The organism is Actinoallomurus vinaceus, assembly GCF_039542055.1.
In the GTDB taxonomy this organism is placed as follows: Bacteria; Actinomycetota; Actinomycetes; order Streptosporangiales; family Streptosporangiaceae; genus Actinoallomurus; species Actinoallomurus vinaceus.
In genome coordinates, this window is the sequence record NZ_BAABHK010000003.1 from 135,603 (window position 1) to 152,961 (window position 17,359).

Here is a 17,359-nt window from a genome sequence, read left to right on the forward strand (position 1 = left end):
CCTAAGTTCGATCACGGCTCGAGGCCGGCTCTCCCCCAATCCCCAATGAAGGAAGGCACCCTCATGCCCCATGCCCGGACCCCCTCCCCCCTGTCTCGCCGCGGCTTCCTGGCCGCGTTCGGCGGCATCGGCGCCGGCGCGCTGGTCACCGCGTGCGGAGGAGGCAGCGGAGCGGGCGCGAGCGAGAGCGGCGGATCCTGGGCGTTCACCGACGACCGCGGGAGGAAGGTCACCGTGCGAGGCCGTCCGCGGCGCGTCGTCGCCTACGTCGGGACGGCGGCGGCCCTGCGCGACTTCGGCGTCGGGGATCAGCTCGTCGGCGTCTTCGGCCCGACGAAGCTCAAGGACGGCCGGCCGGACCCGCTCGCGGGATCTCTCGACGTGAACAAGGTCACGATCCTCGGCAACACCTTCGGCGAGTTCAACATCGAGAAGTACGCCGCGCTGCACCCCGACCTGCTGGTCACCAACATGTACCTGCCGAACGCGCTGTGGTACGTGCCCGACAACAGCAAGGACAAGATCGCCGCGCTGGCCCCGAGCGTCGCCGTCACCGCCGCCAAGGTGCCCCTCACCGAGCCCATCCGGCGGTACGAGGAACTCGCCGGGGCCCTCGGCGCCGACCTCAAGGCCCGGCAGGTCACCGACGCCAAGGCGCGGTTCGAGCAGGCGTCGGCGACGCTGCGCGCGGCGGCCAAGGCGAACGGCGGCATCAAGGTCCTGGCCGCCTCGGCGAGCCCCGACCTGTTCTACGCCTCCGACCCGAACGCCAACGCCGACCTGCGCTACTTCCGCAGCCTCGGCGTCGACCTCATCGCCCCGGACAAGGTGAGCGCCCAGGGCTTCTTCGAGGAGCTCAGCTGGGAGAACGCCGACAAGTACCCGGCCGACGTGATCCTGCTGGACGCCCGCACCTCCGCCCTGCAGCCGAAGGACCTGACGGCCAAGCCGACCTGGGCGAAGCTGCCCGCCGTCAAGGCCGGCCAGATCACCCCCTGGCAGAGCGAGCCGAGGTTCAGCCACGCGGGCTGCGCGCCGCTCATCGAGTCACTCGCCGCCGCCATCCAGAAGGCCAAGAAGGTCCGCTGAGCCGCGACGACAGGAGAACCATCGTGAGCACGACCGCGACCGCGGCCCCCTTCCGCTTCTTCGACCTGCACGTCGTACGGACCCGGCATCTCGGCCCGTCCATGGTCCGGATCACGTTCGGCGGCGAGCCCCTCACCGGTCTCACCGCCGGCGGCCGGGACCAGCGTTTCAAGCTCTTCCTCCCCCACCCCCACCAGGACGCCCCCGTCGTCCCCGCCGACGCGGGCGAGGAGTGGTTCGCGCGGTGGCGGGAGACGGACCCGGCCGTACGGGCGGTGATGCGCTCCTACACCGTGCGCGAGCAGCGCCGGGACCCGGACGAACTCGACGTCGACTTCGCCCTGCACGGGGACGGCGGCCCCGCCTCCCGCTGGGCGGCCCGGGCCATCCCCGGCGACCGTGTCGTCGTGCTCGGCCCGACGGTCCCCGACAACGGCGGCGTCGACTTCCGGCCACCGCCCGGCACCGACTGGGTTCTCCTCACCGGCGACGAGACCGCGCTGCCCGCCGTCGCCGGCATCCTCGCCTGGCTGCCGGTGGGAACGCGGGCGCGCGTGTGGGTCGAGGTGCCGCACGCGGCCGACGTACAGGACCTGCCGACGGCGGCGGACACGGAGGTCACCTGGCTCGTCCGGGACGGCGCCGCCCCCGGCCTGGTCCTCGACGCGGTACGGAGCGCCGCGCTGCCCGCCGGCACCCCGTACGCCTGGATCGCGGGCGAGGCCGGCGGCGTGCGTGCCCTGCGCCGGCACCTCGTCGGCGAACGCGGCCTCGACCGCCGCGCCGTCGTCTTCACCGGCTACTGGCGCCGGGGAGCGACCGAGGAGGACCTGCTCGCCGAGGCCGTGGCCGGCACCACCCCGGCCAACGACTGACCTGGGAAGGACGACCCGTGACCTTCACGTCGCCCCTGCTCGACGCGCACACCGCCGCGCTGTACCGCAGTCTCGTCACCGCGGGCGTCGGCCGCGTGGCGGACCGGATCGCCTCGGTGGACCGGCCGTTCACCGGGATCGCCCCCGAACGGCTCGCCGAGGAGGTGGCCGCCGTCGACCTCGACCGGCCCCTCCGCGACGCGACCGCCGCCCTCGACGAGCTGGAACACCTCTACCTGCGCGACGCCGTCTACTTCCACCACCCCCGCTACCTCGCCCACCTCAACTGCCCGGTCGCGATCCCCGCGCTGCTCGGCGAGGCGGTGCTGTCGGCGGTCAACTCCTCGCTCGACACCTGGGACCAGAGCGCCGGCGGCACGCTGATCGAACGCCGCCTCATCGAGTGGACGGCCCGGCGCCTCGGTCTCGGCCCGGCCGCCGACGGGGTGTTCACCAGCGGCGGCACGCAGTCCAATCTCCAGGCGCTGCTGCTGGCCCGCGAGGAGGCGAGCGCCGGGACCGCCCTTTCGCGCCTGCGCGTCTTCACCTCTTCCTGTGGGCACTTCAGCGTCGTCAAGGCCGCCCGGCTGCTCGGGCTGGGCGAGGACGCGGTGGTCGGCGTGCCCTGTGACCGGGACCGGCGGATGCGCCCCGGCGCGCTCGCCCGGGAGCTCGACCGCTGCCGCCGCCAGGGCCTCGTGCCGATGGCGGTGGTCGCCACCGCCGGGACCACCGACTTCGGCAGCATCGACCCGCTCCCCGAGATCGCCGAGCTGAGCGCGGCGGCGGGCGCGTGGCTGCACGTCGACGCGGCGTACGGCTGCGGTCTGCTGGTGTCCCGCCGGCGGCACCTGCTCGACGGGATCGAGCACGCCGACTCGGTCACCGTGGACTACCACAAGTCCTTCTTCCAGCCGGTCAGCTCCAGCGCGGTGCTCGTACGCGACCGGGCGGCGCTGCGGCACGTGACCTACCACGCCGACTACCTCAACCCCGCGCGCAGCGCCGCCCAGGGCATCCCGAACCAGGTCGACAAAAGCCTGCAGACGACCCGGCGGTTCGACGCTCTGAAGCTGTGGCTGACACTGCGGATCATGGGCGCGGACGGCGTGGGCGAGCTGTTCGACGCCGTGATCGACCTGGCCGCCGAGGCCTGGACGCTGCTGGACGCCGACCCGCGCTTCGAGGTGGTCGTACGGCCCCGGCTGAGCACGCTCGTGTTCCGCTACGCGCCGCCCGGCGTGAGCGCCGGAACGCTCGACCGGGCGAACCTGCACGCGGCCGCCGCGCTGTCCGCCTCCGGGGCGGCCGCCGTCGCCACGACGGTCGTCGACGGCCGCCACCACCTGAAGTTCACGCTCCTCAACCCGCGCACCACCACCGGCGACATCGCCGCCGTCCTCGACCTCCTCGCCGGACACGCCCGCGCCTACCTGGGAGACGACCTTGCCCACGCCTCATGACCTCGTCGCCATCGGACTGGGCCCCTTCAACCTCGGCCTCGCCTGCCTGACCGACCCGATCGACGATCTCGACGGGGTGTTCCTGGAGAGCAAGCCGGAGTTCGACTGGCACCCGGGGATGCTCCTCGACGGCACGACGCTGCAGACGCCGTTCCTCGCCGACCTGGTCACGCTGGCCGACCCGACCTCGCCCTTCTCGTTCCTCAACTACCTGAAGGAATCCGGGCGGCTGTACTCCTTCTACATCCGCGAGAGCTTCTTCCCACTGCGCGCCGAGTACGTCGACTACTGCCGCTGGGCCGCCGGCCGGCTCGCCACGATCCGCTTCGGCCACCACGTCACGGCCGTGGAGTACGACGAGGCCGAAGAGGTGTACGTCGTCCACGCCGACCGTACGGACACCGGGGAGCGGGTGACGTTCCGGGCGCGCAGCCTGGTCCTGGGCACGGGCACCCCGCCGTACGTCCCGGACTGCTGCCGCGACCTGCCCGGCGACGCCGTCCACGCCGCCGACTACCTGGGGCGTCGTTCCGCGCTCCGGGCCAAGCGCAGCGTCACGGTCGTCGGCAGCGGCCAGAGCGCGGCGGAGATCTACCACGACCTGCTCCAGGACATCGACCACCACGGCTACGAACTCAACTGGGTGACCCGGTCGCCGCGGTTCTTCCCGCTGGAGTACACCAAGCTGACGCTGGAGATGACGTCGCCGGAGTACGCCGACTACTTCCACGCGCTGCCCGCCGCGACCCGCGACCGGCTCTCCGCCACCCAGAAGGGCCTGTACAAGGGCATCAACACCGACCTCATCAACGAGATCTTCGACCTGCTGTACCGCAAGAGCCTGCACGGGCCGTGCCCGACGCGGCTGATGACCAACACGGCACTGCGGGACGCGCACTACGACGCCGGTTCGTACACCCTCGGGCTGCGCCAGGAGGAAGAGGGGCGGGACTTCACCCTCACCACCGAGGGCCTGATCCTCGCCACCGGCTACCGGTACGAGGTCCCCGGGTTCCTCGCCCCGGTCCGGGACCGCCTCCGGTGGGACGAGTCCGGCCGCCTCGCGGTCCGGCGCGACTACAGCGTCGACACGGCCGGCCGCGGCGTCTACGTGCAGAACGCCGAACTCCACACGCACGGCTTCACAGCGCCCGACCTGGGCATGGCCGCCTACCGCAACTCCTGCATCATCCGGGGCCTGCTGGGCCGCGAGCACTACCCGATCGAGCGGTCGATCGCGTTCCAGGAGTTCGGCGCGCCCGCCGCGGTTTCGAGGGAGGTCGTGTCCGCATGATCGTGTTCTCCCGGACGGACGACCGACTCGGTGAGTTCGCCCTCCGCCCCGTCGACCCGGTCGCCGATGCCGGGCTGCTGCATGCTTGGGTCACCCACCCCAGATCGGTGTTCTGGCTGATGGGCGACGCGAGCCCGTCCGACGTCGTCGCCGAGTTCGAGGCCATCGCGGCCCGGCCGGGCCACGACGCGTACCTCGGCCTGCACGAGGGCCGCCCGGCCTTCCTCGTCGAACGCTACGACCCGCGCCACGAGCTCGGCGAGGTGTACGACGCCCGCCCCGGCGACGTCGGGATGCACTTCCTCGTCGCACCGATCGCGCCGGCCGACACGCCGATCCACGGCTTCACCCGCGCCGTCATCGTCACCGTGATGGACCTGCTGTTCGCCGCCCCCGGCACACAACGTGTCATCGTGGAACCCGACGTGCGCAACACCGCCGTACAGGCCCTGAACACGGCAGTCGGCTTCGAGGTCGTCGGCACCGTCGAGCTGCCGGACAAGCAGGCCCTCCTGAGCGTCTGCACCCGCGAGCGGTACGAGGCGACACGGGGCCGCCGGTCGTACGAAGCAACGCGGAGCCGCGAGCCGTTCGAGACGGCCCGGAGCGGCGAGAGCCGTACGACGCGGAATCGCGAACCGCACGAGGCGACGCGCGGCCCCGAACCGTACGAGATGACGCGGGATCCCGGCGTTGTGGCGCACCTGAGTCCGGAGCGCTGGGCGCAGGCCAACCGGCTCCTGGTGCGCAAGGCGCTCGCCGAGTTCGCGCACGAGCGGCTGCTGGCGCCGGAGCGGCTGCCGGACGGCCGGTACGCCGTGCGCGGCGACGACGGCACCGTGGAGTACCGGTTCGCTGCGCGCGTACGGGCGCTGGACCACTGGGACATCGACGCAGACTCCATCACCCGGTGGCGGTCCGGCGCCGAACTCCCGCTCGACGCGCTCGACCTGATCCTCGAGCTGCGGCACACGCTCGGCCTCACCGAGGAGGTCCTCCCGGTCTACCTGGAGGAGATCAGCAGCACCCTCGCGAGCAGCGCGTACAAGCTCGCCCTGCCGCCGGTCCGCGCGGCCGACCTCGCGCGGGCGGACTTCCAGGCCGTCGAGACCGGCATGACCGAGGGGCATCCCTGCTTCGTGGCCAACAACGGGCGGCTCGGCTTCGACGCCGAGGAGTACCACCGGTACGCGCCCGAGGCCGCCCGGCCGGTCCGCCTGCTGTGGCTGGCCGCGCGCCGCGACCGCTCCACCTTCACGAGCGGCGCGGGCCTCGACCACGACGCGCTGATGCGCGCGGAGCTGGGTGCGGCGGCCCTCGACCGGTTCTCGGCCACGATGGCCGGCCTGGGCCTGGACCTCGCCGACTTCCACCTCATCCCCGTCCACCCGTGGCAGTGGCGGAACCGGCTGTCGGTGACGTTCGCCGGTGAGGTCGCGCGGCGCCGTCTCGTGCTTCTCGGCCCCGGCGACGACGAGTACCTCGCCCAGCAGTCGATCCGGACCTTCTTCAACGTCGGCGCACCGTCGAAGCACTACGTGAAGACGGCCCTGTCCGTGCTGAACATGGGCTTCCTGCGCGGCCTGTCCGCCGAGTACATGGCGGCGACTCCGGCCATCAACGACTGGGTCGCCGACCTGGTCGCGGGCGACGAGGTCCTGAAGCGGACGGGCCTGACCGTACTGCGGGAGCGCGCGGCGGTCGGATACCACCATGAGCAGTACGCCGCCGCCTCCGCCAAGGGCTCGCCGTACCTGAAGATGCTGGCCGCGCTGTGGCGGGAGAGCCCGGTGCCGCTGCTCGGACCGGGCGAGCGGCTCGCGACCATGGCGTCGCTGCTGCACGTCGACCGCTTCGGTGACTCCTTCGCCGGCGCCCTGATCAACGGATCGGGGCTGGACCCGGTCGCCTGGCTGCGCCGGTACCTCGACGCCTACCTGACGCCGATCCTGCACTGCTTCTACGCTTACGACCTGGTCTTCATGCCGCACGGCGAGAACGTCATCCTGGTCCTCGACGAGCGAGGCGTCCCCCAGCGCGCCGTGTTCAAGGACATCGCCGAGGAGATCGGCGTGATGAGCGCCGACCGGCCGCTGCCCCCGGGAGTCGAGCGCGTCCGCGCCGACGTACCCGAGGACATGAAGGTCCTCTCGATCTTCACGGACGTCTTCGACTGCTTCTTCCGCTTCCTCGGCGCCGTCCTCGACGCGGACGGCACCCTGGACGAGGACACGTTCTGGTCCACGGTGGCGGCCTGCGTCATGGACTACCAGGACTCGGTCCCCCACCTGGCCGACCGGTTCGCGACGTACGACCTGTTCGCCGAGCGGTTCGCGCTGTCCTGCCTCAACCGCCTGCAGCTACGGAACAACCGGCAGATGATCGACCTGACCGATCCGGCCGGCGCCCTGCAACTCGTCGGCACCCTGGAGAACCCCATCGCCCGCTTCGCGCGCTGACGGGCGCAGGACTCGACGGACAGCGGCGACGGGGCCGTCTTCCTCCGCCTCGGATCGCGAGCATCGCGGATGCGGGATCACGCGGAACGGGGCAAGATCCCAGGGGGTAGATCCCCGGCGAGAGGCATGGGCAGATGACCGCAGCGCGAGGCCACCGCTCCACGGTCGGTGTCCGGTGAAACCCCCGACGGGTACATGGGCGACAGTGCTCCTGCCGCTCGACGAGGACGACGGTCTGCGCTGGGATCACGTCGGCGAGCAGGTGGACCGGCTCATCGCCGCCGGTGTCGACGGCGTGTACACGGGTGGGTCGGCCGCGGAGTTCTGGACACAGAGCGAAGCGGAGTTCGACCGGCTCACCGCGTTCGTGGCCGAGCGCTGCGCATCGGCGGGGATGCCGTTCCAGATCGGCTGCGCGCACCCCAGCCCGCAGGTCGCCCTTCACCGGCTCCGCCGCGCTCGGGAACTGGCGCCCGCGGCGATCCAGGTGATCCTGCCGGACTGGTTCGCCGTCAGCGACCGCGAGGCGATCGCCTTCCTGCGCCGGCTCGCCGACGTGGCGGCACCGGTACCCCTGGTCCTCTACAACCCCCCGCATTCCAAGCGCGTGCTGACCCCGGACGACCACGAGCGCTTGTGCGATGAGGTCCCGGAGATCATCGGGCTCAAGGTCGGCGACGGGGACGATGCCTGGTACGAGGCGATGCGCCCGGTGATGGAGCGTGTTTCGGTGTTCGTACCAGGCCACCATCTCGCCTCCGGCCACCGTCGCGGTGCGGCCGGCGCATACTCCAACGTCGCCTGCCTGAACCCCCGCGCCGCCGTGGCCTGGTGGCATGCCATCCGCGACGGCCTTCCCGCCGCGATGTCCACGGAAGCCCGCCTCAACGCCTTCCTCAGCGAATTCATCCAGCCGCTTCAGCGCGAATACTGCAACGCCGCACTCGACAAGCTGCTGGCCACGATCGGCGGCTGGTGCCCGATCGGCACACGGCTACGCTGGCCGTACAACGGTGTGCCCGCCGAACACGCCGAAACGCTGCGCGCCGTCGCCCGCGAACGCCTGCCCGACTTCACTCCCGCAGAACCAGGCACCACGTCGACCTCGCCCTGAGCCGCCGACCGGCACTCTACGACTTCTGCGCGTCCGGGCCTCTCAGCAGGAGGCCGCCGTGGGCCGTGGAAGGAGCCCAGATCGCGTCTCCGGCGTAGCCGACGTCGTAGCCGAGGAGGCCGCTGAGCAGACCACCGCAGGTGGCCTTCCCCGCGGCATCGGTGACCACGTCACAGGCCGTTCGGCTGCCGGCGCTGAACTTCAGGGTCCGGCCCGCGATGGGCCTCCCGGTCGCGGTGTCGGTGAGGGTCGCCGTCGCCGACCCGAGCGAGATTCCTCCGGCATGCAACGTCGTGGCGTACGGCGTCGGCGGACTCATCCTGAGGGAGGCCGCGACCGTGACCACCCCGAAGGGGTCCTTGCTCGCGTCCGCCGACCAGAGGTACTCGACCGCCGAGTCGGCGTTGCCCTGCGCGTTGAGGCAGTCGGACCGGGGGTCGCTGATGTCTCGGGTGTTGTCGGTGACGTATCCGCCGAGCGGGGCGAAGATCGCGTCCGGCCAGCACAGGTATTTCACGGAATCGGGCGCCGCCTGGGGATTGCCGGAACCCGACAGCGCCACGGCGAGGCTGGGCGGCCCGCTGTTGACGTGCCCGTCGACGACGATGGTGTCGCCCGCCGCCGTGCTGGTCTGCTCCACGCCGATGGTCGGATCGAACGGCCCGAAGGGCACGCCCGCCGTCCGGGGTTGGATGACGGGTCCGTCATCGGCGCCGATCTCGGTGTCCCACAGATACTGGATCTGGTACCGGTGCCGGGGCGTGTTGAAATCGCTGATCGTCGTTGTGACGGTGACCTGCGAGTTCGCTGCGGTGTCGCCGGTGACGGAGACCTCCTGCCTAAGGGCGAAAGGTCCGGCCTGCCAGGTGGTCGTCCTGGTCGTCCCCGTGGTCCGCTGGGATGCCACCCGATCGTCCAGCGAAACCTCGTTCGCATGGGTGAGCATCTGGCCCTGTACATAATCCACGCCCGCGGTCACATCGCGGACGATCATGTAGGTCGTCCCGGGCGCTCCCTGGCCGAACAGCACGTCGCGGCCCGCGCCCGCAGGATTGTCCGTGCCGGTCATGACCGTGAACTGCCCTACCCCGGCCCTGCCGCCCGCCGGGGTCTCATAGACCTGGAAGACGCCGTTCCCGAACCCCCCGGTGGGGAGGGCGGACCCGGCACGTCGCGCCAGCGCCTTCGACGTGCGCAGAACGCGTGACTTCACCTGCGCCGCCCGCTGTCCGCCTGGATGGGTGCCGGCACCGGCTGTGGAATGTACGGCGACCGCGCCGGAACAGCCGAGAGTGGCCGCGACCGCCAGGCGCGGAAACCAGAGGCTTCGTCTCATCGATTTCGTTCCTTCGCTGTCAGATCTCAATGGCGTCTACGTAGACGAGCCGGGTGCCCTGGTCGGACAGCCGCTCACGCTCCTCGACCACCAGCCGCATCGGCCTGCTGCCACGGCTCGCGGGCAGCCTGACGTCGCTTTCCCACTGGCCGCCGGAGGGCGCGAGCTCGACCTCCGAGTCCGTTCTCCAGCCCACGGCGCCGACCGGCTTCGGATCGGCCACCTGAACCAGGACCTTCAGGTGCGATTTCTTGTCCGTGGCCGCCGTGTACGTCGTGCCCGCGACGCCGACATGAACGAGGGTCGCGTCCGAGGCACTGAACACCATCGACAGGGTGCGGTCCGGATTGAGCTGGGCGAACTGGGCCAGCACGATCGGCGATATCTCGAGGCCGCTCAAGGAGTTCGGCTGGAAACGCACCAGCGCCAGCCGGATAAACGGATTGTAGGACTTGTCCTGCGTCATCGTTATGTCGCAGCACCACATCCGCCGGTCCTTGTCGTAGGCGACCGCGTGCGGAGCCACGGCGACCGTCTCGGTGAGCTCCTTGAGAAGGTCCGACTCGGCCAGGCGATATCCCGGCTTCGGATCGAGCGCCAGCGGAAATTCACTCGTGCCGGGGGCGACCGTTGTCGGCGCGGAGGCGAATATCGGGTCCTGCCCGCGCAAGGTGACGTACTGCCGGAGGTGCGCGGGCAGATCACCCTTTCCTTCGAACAGGACAACGCCCAGAATCTCACCGTCGCCCGACGAATACCACGGGCGGCGGAGATACACGCGCAACCCGTTTCCGCGCCGGATGCTGGAGATCCTCGTGTCGTCGGCCGCCTTCTCCCAGCCGAAGGTGGGAACGATATAGGCGATGTCGGGAACCGACGGCCGCGCCGAGGATCGGACGTTCACCACGATCGGCTGCTGCGCCTCGGTGTTCGCCCTGGTCACTGAGCCCTCGACGAATTCGACCGCCACGGTGGCGCCGTCGGCGATGGCCGATCCCTGGCCGGACCGGGCGAGCGTTCCCGCCGCGTGGCTCACGACGTAGTCCCCCACCACGTCGCTCGAGGAGCTGAAGTCCTGCTTGAAGACCTTGTTGGTGAGGACATCGGTGACGGTGAGGGTTCCGACCGCGATGCCGCCCTTGGCCAGCGCGACCGGGGTGGTCCCCGACAGCGCGACCTGGGTCTTCTGCACGAAGAACTCCACGTAGCGCGACGAGCCGGTCGCGCCCAGGGTGACCTGGCGGTGGATGGTGTCGTGGAACTCGTGAAGATCGCTGAGAGAGAGCCGGTCGCCTTCGGGATCGTCCGCCGCCGCCACGAGCTTCACGACGTGCGCGCTGCCCTTGCGCCGGGTCGGCTCCGGGCTGCCAGGGTCGTCGATCGGCTCGGTCCACGTCGCGTCGACGTCCACGTGGTGCGTGCTCGCCCGGTGGAACTTCAGCACGTCGATGAGCCGTGCCGTGGTGTCTCCCGGCCGGCGCACCGCCACCGGCTTGACGTAGGTGGGCGGTGCGATGGGCTGGATGACGGCGTGGGAGAGCCGTAGCGTCTTCGGCGGGGTCAGTTGCCAGAGCTGCCCCTGGGCGGCGAGCCTGCGGAGGTCCTGGACGGTCCGTCCGCCACCGGGCGTATGCCCGCTCCGCACGAACCAGTTCCAGACACCCAGCAGGTCCACGTCGGCGTCGTTCATCCGGCTGGAGTAGGCCACGTCAACGGTCTCGCCGGGAGGGAGCCGAACCGTCAGGACCCGGGACACCCGATCGTAATTCGGCTTTCCCGTGCCGTTGATCAGGCGGATCCGGAAGGCATTGGGCCCTCCGAGCGGGAGAAGATTCGCGAAGTCGACGGGGAAGATCTCATCGGCGCCGTACCCCGGAAGCCCGCGAAAGGCGACGCCACGAGCGAGCACATCCGTGATGTACGGGACCGCGAGCACCGGATCATCGTGGTAGTGCGTGTCGCCCCAGCCGTCCGGATCGGCGGTGCCGCCGGTGTTCAGCGATCTCCGGTCGCGTTCGGCGATCTCAGAGTAGACGGAGACGTCGATCCCGCCCGGGTTGAGAGGCGAGGCAGGCACGTCGTAGAGACCGTGGTGCTCCGCCATCAGCTGGCTCATCCTCGGCTGGGCGACGTGGCGCTGGCAGTCCCCCCTGGCCGGAGCGTTGTAGTTCCCTCGGATCACCATGAGCAGTGCCGACTCCCCTGTGGTCCGCGGAGCGGTCGGCAGGAGCACCGGCGCGGTGACCGCCTCGAACCGCAGGTACGTGACCATGGGCGAGCTGGAATCCGTGGCCGGGTCCTCCGGTCCCCGGCTGTTGCCGGTGATGTCCACCGTGCGCGCTCGGAACCGGTAGCTCCGGCCATAGCGCAGCTTGGGGAGTCCGGTCGCGTGAAAGGAGGTCTTGAGCTTCACCGGGCCGGTGGCGTCGCTGTCCGGGCCGACCGTCACCTGTTTCCCGTTGATCGTCTCCTGCGTGCTTCCCGGGCGGTTGGTCACCAGGCTGTAACCGCTCCAGTTGAACATCGACTCGTGCAGGTAGATCGTCGGATCGTCGACCTGCTGGGTGTGCGCGAGGTGGACGATGCCCTCGTCCTCTGCGGTGACCGCCATTCCGTTGACGTCGTAGGTCCCCTTGCGGCGGCACAGGCTGTACCAGCGTTTGGTCGTGTCGTCCCAGACGTCGACGCGGACCCCGTACGTGAGGTCCTCGGCGGAGAAGGGGTCCGTGGCCGGCCTGGTGAGATTCGCCGTCCTCGTCGTGGTCTTCGTCAGCGTCTGGTGGAGTTGCTTGGCCCGGCCGAACTGAACGATGGAGAAACCGCTGCTGCGCAAGGCCGGCACGGGCGCGGGCTCCCCGCCGGGATCGCCGCCACCGGACGCGCCGTTGTCATGCGGGCGGGCGGCGGTCGCTCGCGTGCGTGATCTTCCGAGCCCGAATATCCGAGCCGTACTGCGGGTGTTGAGGGTCGTGCTGAACGTCGTCAGCAGGGCGGCGGCCGAATCGGCCTCGACCTCGATGACGCCGTACTGATCGGTGTTGAGCGCGAGGAAGCCGTCCTTCGCGGTCGTGCCCGAGGGCTTCGCCGCGAACGCGGTCTTGGTCAGCGTCGCGGCCACCACGGGGTAGACCGCGTCGTAGGACGCGGCCCCCGGCCAAGCGACCTCCAGCGCGAGGTTGACCGGGTCGCTGGGGACGGGAACTCCGATCGCGGCCGGATCCACGGTGAGGTCGACGATCAGACCGAGCGAGCGCTGCAGCATCGGATACTGCGCAAAAGAGCTCAACGCCGCGTGAAAGTCCAGATCGCCGGGGTTCTGGATGATATTCATGTGGGCGGCGAGAGAATGGGTCTTCGGCGCGGGGTTGGTGTTGTCCTTCCTGTTGTGAAACAACTCCGCGAGGAGAAAGTTGATCTGCGCTGCGGAGAAGCCCCGCAACGGACCTCCCAGGAAAAAGCCGTTGGCCAGTTCAGCGTTGATCGCCGCGACGGCCTGCTGCCGCCGTTCCGGGGACATGTAAATGTTGGTGACGGCTTCGTCCTCCGCGAGGCGCTTCCGGGCGGCTTCGTCCCCCTGGGACGGGAAGTAGTCGTTGACGGTCGCAGGCGCAGTCGGATTGAACGCCATCGTCAGGGTGTGCTCGGAAAAGGCCATGGACCGGGCCGCGACGCTCGGCCAGGAACGAATGGGCGGAACGCCCGCGGCGGCCAGCGGGGCGGGCCGGGCGGCGACCGGTGTGTCCTTGGTGAAGAGCCGCTGCCACAGATCCAGGCGAGGGGCCGGGCCGACGGCGGTGGCGAGCACCTTATTGCCGCCCTGGAAGGTCACCGAGTACGCCGGCTTGACCTGAGGCCACGTCAGCCAGTCGGTAAACCCGCTCAGCGTCGCGGCACCCGACAGGCGGGGGGCGACGAGAACGGAGATCTGCAGCATGCCGTTGGCATAGCCGTTCGGCACCGGCGTCCACACGATTTGCGACGCGGCCATATCACAACTCCTCGCGGATCAGCCGTCAGCCGGCGAATGAAGCACAGTAGAGAGCCCAGTCGTCCCTGCTCATCAGGTCACCGAAGGTGTGATTCCGATCCGTGAGGGCACGGGCCGACGCGTGCGCGGCGACGGCGTTCGGCGAGCTGCCGCCGCCGAAGGTCTTGGTGAATTCGATCCCCACGCTGACGTGCCAGAACGTGATGTCGATGGAAACGGTCAGGTGCGCGTGGAACCAGACGGAACCGACTCCGTCCACGTTGACGTACTCGATGTCGGCGTAGAGCTCCGCGGTGATGTTGATCAGGCCGAGGACGCTCAGGCGGCCGGTGGCCCGCATGTAACCGCCCAGGTGGACCTCGGAGTAGGTCCCTACCTGGCCGTTCGGCCGGTCCTTGATCTGCATGCTGAAGAAGACACCGAGCTCGATGAGGAGCCGGCCCGCCGCGACGACGAGGTCGAGGGACACATTGCCGATGACCTCGATCGACGCTTCGAGCTTCTCCAGCCTCCTCGTGCTGGCCTCCAGGAGGAAGTGCCCGCCGCCGCCGAGACCGTAGACGCTGACCTTGAACTTGTCGGAGGGGGCCCCGAAGCCGAGCGAGGCCCGCAGCGGGCCGCCTTTCGCCGTCGCGCTGCCCGTTACCGGCCCGCCCAGCGCGAACGGCTGGAAGGGGAGGATCACGCCGACGTCAACGTGGATTCCTTCGAGCGTGAAGAGCCCCAGCGCGAGATCGGGGAAGTTGAGCGAGACACCGACCCCGATCTTGGTCATGTCGAAATCGGTTATTTTGAAGCCGAGTCCGAACTTGTTCCTGGCGGCGAGGCGCGCACCGGTACGCCTGGCCGAGTCCGAGTCCGAGTCCGCGGGTGCCAGGCCGATGAGCTTCATCAGGCCGCTCAGGAAGTCCAGCGGCGCGGAGAGCTCGATGGATTTGATGTCCGGATCGCATTTCGCGCCGGGGCCGAGCTGGTAGGAGAATACGAACTTGTTGAACGTGACGATGATCGGGGTCAGATCGATCTTGAAGTCCGTCACACTCGCGTCGACCTTGGCGATCGCCTTGTCGACCGTGTCGGCGTCCTTGTTGTCGAAGAGGATCTGATTGGTGACGACCAGCGAGACCTTTGTCAGAACGCCACTGAACCCCGTTATCACCTTGAAGGGAGGCGGCGGTTTCGCCGTCACCGTCTCCTCGAAGGTCATAGTGATCGTCTGGCCGATCGGCGCATACTGGTAATGTATTTTGCCGTCTTTGTCCTTTGGAAAATCAAAGACCTTGTGTATTTTAGGCCCATGGCTCTTGATGTTGCCCTCATCGAAGAGCAGGCCCAGGGCGATCTCACCGAACAACCCCGCCTGTGAGACAAGGTCCTTGATGTTGGGCGGGAAGGACTGATCGAACTTTATCTTTCCGCTGTCCTGGACGGTGTCGATCGAGTCTTGCAGTCCGAGGACCACGCCGGTGACCCTGGAAAGACCGCCGATCATCATATGTGGGGTGGCGACGCCGCCGGCATTGAGGCTGTTCTCGACCGAACGCCGGACCGGCTTGTCGTCGGTCCGGTCCCCCCGGCTCAACCGGTCGAGGGCGGCGACCGAGTCCTGCACCCGCACGAATATCTGCGGGTCGTTCCCAGCGTCGACCAGCGCCTTGTTGAACCCGAAGTCGTGTGCGAGGTACTTCGGATCCGGCATGAGGAACACCGGACCGCCGGTGCCGATGACGGCGTCGACGGCCGGGACCTGAGCCTCGGCGGCGAGCAGCCTCGGGTAGAACACCGGCGAATCCACGTGGGCGTGGTCCTTGCCGTCCGAGGGCTGACCGGGTTGAAGCGGGGGGAGCACGGTGCCCCGTGGCCCTTCGACGCCCCAGTACCAGCGGACCGTCGGGAAGCTCGCCGTCCCCGGCGTCTCCTCCTTCGCGTAGGCCACGGTCTGGCCGCGCAGATCGATCACCCGCCGGGCGTCCACCTCCGGCCCGACGATGTCGGCGTAGGTGCCGAACTTGCCGAGCACGCTCTTGAACAGCGGGTCGCCGGTGTTCCGGGCGGGATCCGCCGGCATGAACGCCATGGGTGAGGTGAACTCGATCCGCCGACCGGCCACGTCGGTGGCCACGAGGGCGAACACCACGTCGGAGTGGCCACCGCCGGGCTTGAGGGCGTTGATGTCCTGGATCCAGAACGCCGGCGACGTGGCGTCGGGCGGTCCGCCCTGGAGCGGGTCGAGCTTCTCCGGCAGGTCAGGAAGCGTGGTGTTCTTAATGGCGATGTCGGTGAACGGGAACGCCCGCCCGCCCCAGTTCTGGAACGGCGCCGCAAAGGTCTTGACGCGCTCGGTGATCCGGATGAACAGGCGTTGCTTCAGGTAGGCGACCCCGGTCGCCTCATCGACCTGCCGCTTGGTCTCGGAGATCAGCTCCGCGCGATGCCCGAACGGGAACAGGAAGCCGTACTCCTCGACGACGACCTTGTTGTCGCGCCCCAGCCAGGAATGGTGCTCCCAGCGCTTGAGCTCGAATCCGACCGTCGGGATCCATTGGACGTCGAAGTCCAGCGTGGCGCCCACCGCGCTGAGTGCGAGCAGGTTGGCGTTGATCCGCTTGTAGGCGCCGAGCGTCGGATTGCCGGCCAACTGCACGATCTGCGTCGGGGGATCGACGAAATGCGGCGGAAGCAGGTCGCGGTAGACCGAGGACTCGTCCCCGGCCGGCTGGTCGCGGTACACGGCGCGCAGCTTCGGTACAGAGACGTCGGGCGGCGCCGGGACGCCGATCGACTCCTGGGGCCTCCCGTTCGGGCCGCGCGGCGACAGCCGTGTGTGCCACAGCTCGGTCCGGTCACCGTGAGTGACCGGCGTGGCGGAATGCGCCCAGGTCGACGTCGGCTCGGGGGACTCCCACCCGGGCGTGAGGTGCAGCCAGTCGACCAGCAACAGGTCGGTGTGCAACTCGTCGGGAGGCGATCCGTTGGGCGGTCCGGTGACCACCTGCATGATCCACCGCCACCACTGCAGCAGGCCTTCCTCGGTGTAGGGCAGGAGCTTGACCGTCTCCGGAACGACGAACACGATCCGGCTGGCGCCGACCCCCTTGCTGCGTACGGTGCCGGGCGGCGGGTGTGGATTGCTCGCGTCCTCCAAGACGGTCTGTTCCATGACGTGCTGGGATTCGAAGCGGACCACGACGTAGGCGAGGACCGAGGAGTCCGCGCGGCGCAACTGCGGCGGGTCGGTGTCGAACGTCGGCGCCAGGTTGTAGAAGTCGAAGTCGAGCACCAGCATGTCCTGCGGGCGGACCAGGTGCAGGGTCGCCGTGGGCGCGCCGGCCGCCCCGGCCGACAGCGCCCGCAGCAGGGGCCGTGGACCCTCGCTGGAACCGAGCCCGACAGCCATGATCGCCCCGCCGGCCGACAGCAATACCGTGCGCCTGGAGACAGAACGCCGTAGCGGAGATCGGCCGGAGTTCACCTGCTCAGACATCGGCCGCCCTCCTCACTGAGGACGGACGCCAAAAAATCATGGAAAGCAACTCCCCCGAGCTGTGAGTCAAAGCCAGATGCCAGCGGAAAGATTGGACCCTTGACTCCGATCCGGACAAGTCTCAATGGAAATTGTTGCCACATCCGGCCAACGCGGCGGATTCGAGTGATCATCAGAACGGTGACGGAAAGTCATTGTGGCAGAGCGTGATCGAAGACCTAGGTAGGGACGCGCCATCCGCAGACAGCGTCCAACAG

At 69.3% G+C, this 17,359-nt stretch carries 9 protein-coding genes; 6 read left to right on the top strand and 3 right to left on the bottom strand.

Annotated elements, in window-relative coordinates; genetic code table 11:
• The first annotated feature begins 63 nt into the window (after positions 1-63).
• The 6 genes from ABEA24_RS11775 (at position 64) to ABEA24_RS11800 (ending at position 8,294) form a co-directional block, all read left to right on the top strand.
• Positions 64-1,089, top strand: coding sequence for an ABC transporter substrate-binding protein (locus tag ABEA24_RS11775; RefSeq protein ID WP_345430769.1), 1,026 nt, complete (start codon positions 64-66; stop codon positions 1,087-1,089).
• A 23-nt stretch (positions 1,090-1,112) separates the two neighbouring features.
• Positions 1,113-1,964 carry a siderophore-interacting protein gene (locus ABEA24_RS11780; RefSeq protein ID WP_345430770.1) on the top strand — a complete coding sequence of 284 codons (852 nt, stop codon included), beginning with the start codon at positions 1,113-1,115 and terminating at the stop codon, positions 1,962-1,964.
• A gap of 17 nt (positions 1,965-1,981) precedes the next feature.
• Positions 1,982-3,427, top strand: coding sequence for a pyridoxal phosphate-dependent decarboxylase family protein (locus ABEA24_RS11785; protein ID WP_345430771.1), 1,446 nt, complete (start codon positions 1,982-1,984; stop codon positions 3,425-3,427).
• Entirely contained in the window at positions 3,411-4,721 is a 1,311-nt protein-coding gene (locus ABEA24_RS11790; protein ID WP_345430772.1) for a lysine N(6)-hydroxylase/L-ornithine N(5)-oxygenase family protein, read from the top strand. The genes ABEA24_RS11785 and ABEA24_RS11790 overlap by 17 nt, the downstream gene beginning before the upstream one ends.
• Entirely contained in the window at positions 4,718-7,180 is a 2,463-nt protein-coding gene (locus ABEA24_RS11795) for a GNAT family N-acetyltransferase (protein ID WP_345430773.1), read from the top strand. The genes ABEA24_RS11790 and ABEA24_RS11795 overlap by 4 nt, the downstream gene beginning before the upstream one ends.
• A 175-nt stretch (positions 7,181-7,355) precedes the next feature.
• Complete coding sequence (locus tag ABEA24_RS11800) at positions 7,356-8,294, top strand: dihydrodipicolinate synthase family protein (RefSeq protein WP_345430774.1); 939 nt, start codon at positions 7,356-7,358, stop codon at positions 8,292-8,294.
• A gap of 16 nt (positions 8,295-8,310) precedes the next feature.
• Here ABEA24_RS11800 and ABEA24_RS11805 read toward each other — a convergent pair whose 3' ends face one another.
• Genes ABEA24_RS11805 through ABEA24_RS11815 form a run of 3 tightly spaced genes read right to left on the bottom strand, consistent with a single transcriptional unit; the run spans position 8,311 to position 17,102 of the window.
• Positions 8,311-9,630: a hypothetical protein gene (locus ABEA24_RS11805; RefSeq protein WP_345430775.1), complete on the bottom strand. Its 1,320-nt coding sequence runs from the start codon at positions 9,628-9,630 to the stop codon at positions 8,311-8,313.
• Between the two features lie 19 nt (positions 9,631-9,649).
• Positions 9,650-13,618, bottom strand: a complete 3,969-nt coding sequence (locus ABEA24_RS11810; protein WP_345430776.1) for a hypothetical protein — start codon at positions 13,616-13,618, stop codon at positions 9,650-9,652.
• Between the two features lie 25 nt (positions 13,619-13,643).
• A complete protein-coding gene (locus ABEA24_RS11815; protein WP_345430777.1) occupies positions 13,644-17,102 on the bottom strand; it encodes a hypothetical protein in 3,459 nt (1,152 codons plus the stop codon).
• Positions 17,103-17,359 lie beyond the last annotated feature (257 nt).

Excerpts from the sequence above, each read along its gene's own strand:
- ABEA24_RS11815 (WP_345430777.1), bottom strand. The coding sequence starts at position 17,102 with ATGTCTGAGCAGGTGAACTCCGGCCGATCTCCGCTACGGCGTTCTGTC.
- ABEA24_RS11775 (WP_345430769.1), top strand. The coding sequence starts at position 64 with ATGCCCCATGCCCGGACCCCCTCCCCCCTGTCTCGCCGCGGCTTCCTG.
- ABEA24_RS11805 (WP_345430775.1), bottom strand. The coding sequence starts at position 9,630 with ATGAGACGAAGCCTCTGGTTTCCGCGCCTGGCGGTCGCGGCCACTCTC.
- ABEA24_RS11810 (WP_345430776.1), bottom strand. The coding sequence starts at position 13,618 with ATGGCCGCGTCGCAAATCGTGTGGACGCCGGTGCCGAACGGCTATGCC.
- ABEA24_RS11795 (WP_345430773.1), top strand. The coding sequence starts at position 4,718 with ATGATCGTGTTCTCCCGGACGGACGACCGACTCGGTGAGTTCGCCCTC.